At 64.7% G+C, this 6,167-nt stretch carries 4 protein-coding genes; 2 read left to right on the forward strand and 2 right to left on the reverse strand.

Going from position 1 to position 6,167, the window contains the following annotated elements; genetic code table 11:
- Positions 1–26: 26 nt before the first annotated feature.
- A complete protein-coding gene (locus tag ACSS7Z_RS02690; protein ID WP_438252898.1) occupies positions 27–959 on the reverse strand; it encodes a pirin family protein in 933 nt (310 codons plus the stop codon).
- On the reverse strand, positions 956–1,282 hold the full coding sequence (locus ACSS7Z_RS02695) for a GNAT family N-acetyltransferase (RefSeq protein WP_438252899.1): 327 nt from the start codon (positions 1,280–1,282) through the stop codon (positions 956–958). Before ACSS7Z_RS02695 ends, ACSS7Z_RS02690 begins: the two co-directional genes overlap by 4 nt.
- A 105-nt stretch (positions 1,283–1,387) precedes the next feature.
- On the opposite strand from ACSS7Z_RS02695, the gene recQ reads away from it, so the two are divergent.
- Together recQ and ACSS7Z_RS02705 are read left to right on the forward strand one after the other, a co-directional pair.
- Positions 1,388–3,406 carry a DNA helicase RecQ gene (recQ, locus tag ACSS7Z_RS02700; protein ID WP_438252901.1) on the forward strand — a complete coding sequence of 673 codons (2,019 nt, stop codon included), beginning with the start codon at positions 1,388–1,390 and terminating at the stop codon, positions 3,404–3,406.
- 311 nt (positions 3,407–3,717) lie between these two features.
- Positions 3,718–6,167: choice-of-anchor G family protein (locus tag ACSS7Z_RS02705; protein ID WP_438252903.1), on the forward strand; the 2,450-nt coding region annotated here is incomplete at its 3' end.

Consider the following 6,167-nt stretch of genomic DNA (forward strand, 5'->3'; position numbering starts at 1 on the left):
GCTGCCGGCATGCCCGGCGCGAGGTCCTAGATCCGTCGATGCCGTGGTTTCAACACCACACGCGGCAGTTCCGGCGCGGGGATGCGCTCGGTGCCATGGGTGACGACATGACCGAAACGCTGTGCCGACGCATCCGGATTCTCCCAGTCGGCACGCGCACTGGCGATCTCGTCGTGCGTGCGAGCGGCGAAATTCCACCACATGATGAGGTCTTCTTCGAACGGCTCACCGCCGAGCACGAAGAGCAGCGCACCATCGGTCGTCGACACATCCACGTGTTCGCGCGAGTCGCCGAGATAGAGCATCTCGTTGCGGGTCAGGGGCTGCTCGGCGACCGAGACATCACCGTCGACGAGGATGATCGCGTGCTCCCACGCAGGATTGAGCGGCAGCGTGACGCGACCGCCGGCGGGAATCGAGATCTCAGTCCCGACGATCGGCGTGTGCACGGTCGCGGGTGAGCGCATTCCGGCGAACTCGCCGAGCACGATCGTCGCTGTGGCATCCGCTCCCTCGGTGGCGGGAAGTCTCACCTCAGGCAGCGAAGTGTGCTGCTCGAAGCCTGGCGCACCATGGCGCGCTGACTCCGGCAACACAACCCAGAATTGCAACGCATCGAGGGGGAGCGCCTCTTCACCGAGCGAATACTCGGAGTGCGAGATGCCGTTGCCCGCGGTCATGAGGTTCAGCTGCCCGCGTTTGAGGGTGACGTCACTGTCCAGCGAATCGCGGTGGCGCTGCTCGCCGACCAGGGGCCAGGTCACCGTCTGCAAGCCGATATGCGGATGCGGTTCGACCCGCATGCGCACTTCGTCGGGGCCGAACCGGTCGAGGAAGCACCAGGCTCCGACCGTGGGCAGATCGCGGTTGGGAAGCGTGCGCAGCACCGTCATCGCGCGCACACCACCGAGGGGGACTTCGCGCGGCTCGAGCGAGATCACGCGTTGCCCGATGGTCATGTGCCCGCCGCATCCACGGGGTCTGTGGGAAGCTGCGGCCAGCGCACGGTTGCGCCCGCGACCTCGTTCTTCTTCAAGTAGCTCGCGATGTACGGGCAGTAGGGCACGATCGTGGCGCCTGAGGTCACAGCATCCGCCAGCGCATTCGAAGCGAGGATCGACGCCAATCCCTTGCCCTGAAAAGCCGGGTCGACTTCGGTGTGGGTGAACAGGATCTCGCCGTCCCGACGCCGGAAATCAGCGAAGCCGGCGAGAACGCCACCGAGATGGATCTCGTAGCGGGACGCCTCATCGTTGCGGGTGACGGTGGGTTCATCAGTCATGGCTGCTCCTTCGCTGTGCTCCCACCCTAGAACAGGGCGCGGACACAGCGGCCGATCTGTGGAAAGACGCCCAGCGCTGTCAGCGCGGGTGGATACGCTGGAGGGATGCAACAGATTCCCGGTGACCCGTACGAGGACCTGCCGTGGGATGACCGGGCGCCCGAGCCGTGGGACGATGAGCAGCCCCCGGAGCCGATGGACTGGGAGCCTCAGGGGGCGGGCTACGAGCCGCCTTTGGATTGGGGGCCGGGCCCCGTTACCGCGGTGGGGGCTCCTGCCGCGGCATCCGCTGTTCGAAAGGCGGCGCCGTCGCGTTACGCAACCGCTGGCGAAGCGCTGCACACGGTCTTCGGTTACGACGCGTTCCGGGGTGACCAGGCGGCGATCGTCGATCAGGTGATCGACGGTGGGGATGCTGTTGTGCTGATGCCGACCGGTGGGGGAAAGAGCATCACCTACCAGGTGCCCGCGCTCGTGCGGGAGGGCACCGGGCTGGTGATCAGTCCGCTTATTGCTCTCATGCACGATCAGGTCGATGCGCTGCGCGCCAACGGCGTGAATGCCGGGTACCTGAACTCGACGCAGTCCGCATCCGAGCGCGCGGAGATCGAGCGCGCCTACATCGCCGGTGAACTCGACCTCATCTACGTTGCTCCCGAACGGCTGTCGTCGCCGGCGACGACGCGACTGCTGCAACAGGGCGTGCTCAGCGTGATAGCCATCGACGAGGCGCACTGTGTCTCGCAGTGGGGGCATGATTTCCGCCCCGATTATCTGACGCTGGGGGATCTGGGCGAGCGGTTCCCCGGGGTTCCGCGGATGGCGCTGACGGCGACCGCAACACGCGCCACGCACAAGGAGCTCACGGAGCGTCTGCAGCTGGATTCGGCGAAGCATTTCGTCGCGAGTTTCGACCGGCCGAACATTCAGTACCGCATCGTTGCGAAGGTCGAACCGCGCAAGCAGCTGGTGGCCTTTCTGCGGTCGCAGCCCGAGGGATCTGCAGGCATCGTCTATGCGCTGAGCCGCAAATCTGTCGAGCAGACGGCGACGTATCTGGCCGCGCAGGGATTCGATGCGTTGCCGTATCACGCGGGGCTCCCCGCTGATGTGCGAATGTCGAACCAGTCGCGATTCCTGCGTGAGGACGGCGTCGTCATGGTCGCGACGATCGCCTTCGGGATGGGCATCGATAAGCCGGACGTGCGTTTCGTGGCGCATATCGATCTGCCGAAATCCGTCGAGGGCTACTACCAGGAGACCGGTCGTGCCGGGCGAGACGGTGAGCCGTCGGTGGCGTGGATGGCATACGGGCTCGGTGACGTGGTGCAGCAGCGGCGCCTGATCGATAAGAGCCCGGGCGATCGCACGTTCAAGATGCGGATGGGTCAGCACCTCGACGCGATGCTGGGGCTGTGCGAGACGGTCGAGTGCCGTCGTCAGAACCTGTTGAACTACTTCGGTCAGCGCTCCGGGGCGTGTGGGAACTGCGACACATGCCTCGAGAAGCCCGAGACGTTCGACGGGTTGGTTCCGGCGCAGAAGCTGCTGTCGACGATTGTTCGGCTCAAGCGCGAACGGAATCAGGCTTTCGGTGCCGGGCACCTCATCGACATTCTGCGTGGGACGTCAAACGATCGCATTCGCCAGCAGAAGCATGACGGCCTGGCCACGTACGGGATCGGCGCAGACCTCTCGGATCAGGACTGGCGCAGTGTTGTGCGGCAGTTGCTGGCCCGGGGCATCCTCGTGGCGCAGGGAGATTACGGAACGCTCGCGCCGGGTGGCGCGGCCGGGGGAGTGCTCAGCGGCGAGATGACTGTGCCGCTGCGTAAAGACACGATCGGACGCGTCAGCGCGAGTCGTGCGCGTAAGGCGTCGGCAGCATCGGATGCTGTGGCCGAGGGTGACCGTTCGCTCTTCGAAGCCCTGCGGGTCTGGCGTGCGGAAACCGCCAAGGAGATCGGCAAGCCCGCGTACATCGTGTTCGGCGATGCGACGCTGCGTGCGCTCGCCGAGTTGCGTCCGGCATCGCTAGCCCAGCTTGACGGGATCACCGGTATCGGTGAGAAGAAGCGCGAAGCGTACGGGGATGCCGTGCTTGCGGTGGTCGCTGCGAACTGAAACGCCGCTCCGTAACGATTTCGTTTCGGTCGAGTGGAGTGGGGGTACCCCCGTTTCCACGGAATTTCACGAAATGTTCACCAATAGGCGGCTACATAACCTGAGAATCTGCTGGACAGTCTCTTAGAAAATAGACCATACTGGCTGGACACGAGCTCTGTCGGCATGCGTCGGCGCCTGGGGAGGGTCTTGTGGCGCGTACTTAGTCCGCATCACGGGAGGGGCAGTTAGTGAATACCAAAAAGAGAGCTCTGCGTAAAAGCAGAGTGATTTCGATTGCTGCGGTTGGCGCAGTGATCGTCGGGGGCGTGATGGGGCCAACTGCGGCCCTCGCTCTCGAATCAGATAGTTCAGAAGCCGAAGGGCGTCTGATCACCGGAAGCACCGCCACATTAGATCTGAACACGGTCGCTGATCTGGCCGGTGCATACAGCGCTGATCCCAGCGCTACGGGGGCGGACAACCACCCTCTTTCGCTTGAGGTGCTGAGCGCTCTCAACATCGACCTCGGTGACGGCCTCCAGCTGTTCGGACCGAACGGCATCGTGGGTGTCGGTGCGCTCGGACAATACGCCAACACTTCCGCAGACGGAGCGCCGCTGGCGTCCGCAGGCCTGGTCAACGCCGACGGCAGCATCGCCGTAGGCAGCGGTGACCCGACCGAGAACGCGTACGTCGACCTTGGACCGATCCTCGGTTTGGCAGGTCTCGATGCTCTTCTCGACGACGCACGTCTCGAGCTCGGCGCGATCTCTGCGCTGGCTACGTACGACGCAGCAGGTGCCCCGTCCGGCGACTACCAGATCGCCAACGGCACTCTTCTTCTGACGAGCCCGACGCTCGCCGGTCTTTCGGGACAGCTCGTTGACACGCTCGGCCAGATCTCCGACCCGATCAACGCTCTTGCTGGTGCAGGCGGCATCATTGACAGCACAATCAACCCGCTGTTGGATCCGCTCGTTGAGACCCTCAACGCGCTGCTCCTCGGTCTCGGGTCGATCGATGACCTTGGCGTGACGGCAACTGTCGACCTCGATCTTGAGGCCGCAGTGCAGTCCATCCTTGCGGAGCCGCTGACGTCGGATGACAGCGTGCTGACGATCGACCTGTCGACCGGAACCGTGAGCGTCGACCTGGCTCGCCTCGTCGCAGACACCCAGGGCGGTGACTACGACGGCACACTGAACGGCCTGCCCGTGAACACCGAGCTGCTTGACCCGGACCTCGTTCAGGCTGCGCTCGATGGTGCCATCGGCAGCACGCTCGACCAGATCCCTGCTCTCCTCGTGAACACGGTGACGAATGCGCTGCACGCGGCTGACGTCAACATCGCGATCACGGGGGAAATCAACCTCCTGTTCGCGAACGTCGGCACGGTCGACGTTCAGCTGTCCGGAACGCTCGGTGACTTCATCGGCGCCGAGGGCGCGGTGGCCCCGGTCGTCGACACCTCCGGCACGACCATTGTCGGTTTGCCCGTAGGTACTCTTCTTGAGCCGATCCTCCAGACAGTCACCGGAACGATCTTGCCCGCGCTTGTCGGACCGCTTTCGTTGGCGATCACCGATGAGGGCGCACTGGACACGATCTTCCGTCCCATCGTCGAAGCAGTCAACACGGTGCTTCAGCCGGTCTTCGGACTCGTGACCAACAACCTGCTGTCTCTGACTGCGAACGTGCAGGAAGAGCCGGGCGACTTCGTCACGGACACCGCGTTTGACGAGGGCTCGTTCACGCAGCGCGCTCTGCAGCTGACGCTCCTGCCTGCAACGGCAACCCCGCTGGTTCAGCTCTCGCTTGCATCCGCAACGGTGCGCGCTGAGGCTGCTGCCGAGGTTGCGATCACGTCTCCGGCAGACGGCGATGAGTTCACCGTTCCGACGGCGGACGGCACGAGTGACGTTCCCGTCACTGGTACCGGCGAACCAGGCGCGACCGTGACAGTCACGATCCCCGGCGTCGACGGTTCGCAGACCGACGTCGTCGGCGAGGACGGCACGTGGACAGTCACCTTCCCTGCAGTACCGGTCGGCGATCACACGATCACGGCCACGCAGATCGTCGGCGATGGCACCACGACTGCCACGGTCGGCGTGACCGTCGTCTTCGATGACGCAACGGATGCTGACGCGACGGACGCTGACGCGACCGATGCTGACGCAACGGATGCAGACGCCACGGATGCTGACGCAACGGACGCAGACGCGACCGATGCTGACGCAACGGACGCAGACGCGACCGATGCTGACGCAACGGATGCAGACGCCACGGATGCTGACGCAACGGACGCTGACGCGACTGACGCTGACGCGACTGACGCTGACGCAACGGACGCAGACGCGACCGATGCTGACGCAACGGATGCAGACGCCACGGATGCTGACGCAACGGATGCAGACGCGACGGACGCTGACGCGACCGATGCTGACGCCACGGATGCTGACGCGACCGATGCTGACGCCACCGATGCTGACGCCACGGATGCTGACGCCACGGATGCTGACGCGACCGACGCTGACGCCACGGATGCTGACGCGACCGATGCTGACGCCACGGACGCTGACGCGACCGATGCTGACGCCACGGATGCTGACGCCACCGATGCTGACGCCACCGATGCAGACGCGACTGACGCTGACGCGACTGACGCTGACGCGACTGACGCTGACGCGACTGACGCTGACGCGACTGACGCTGACGCGACTGACGCTGACGCGACTGACGCTGACGCGACTGACGCTGACGCGACTGACGCTGACGC

The sequence above is a fragment of the Microbacterium wangyouchuni genome, from assembly GCF_051546305.1.
Taxonomy (GTDB): domain Bacteria; phylum Actinomycetota; class Actinomycetes; order Actinomycetales; family Microbacteriaceae; genus Microbacterium.

What these genes read in the sequence shown, in the direction of transcription:
- ACSS7Z_RS02695 (WP_438252899.1), bottom strand. Translation starts at nt 1,282, where the DNA reads ATGACTGATGAACCCACCGTCACCCGCAACGATGAGGCGTCCCGCTAC.
- recQ (WP_438252901.1), top strand. Translation starts at nt 1,388, where the DNA reads ATGCAACAGATTCCCGGTGACCCGTACGAGGACCTGCCGTGGGATGAC.
- ACSS7Z_RS02690 (WP_438252898.1), bottom strand. Translation starts at nt 959, where the DNA reads ATGACCATCGGGCAACGCGTGATCTCGCTCGAGCCGCGCGAAGTCCCC.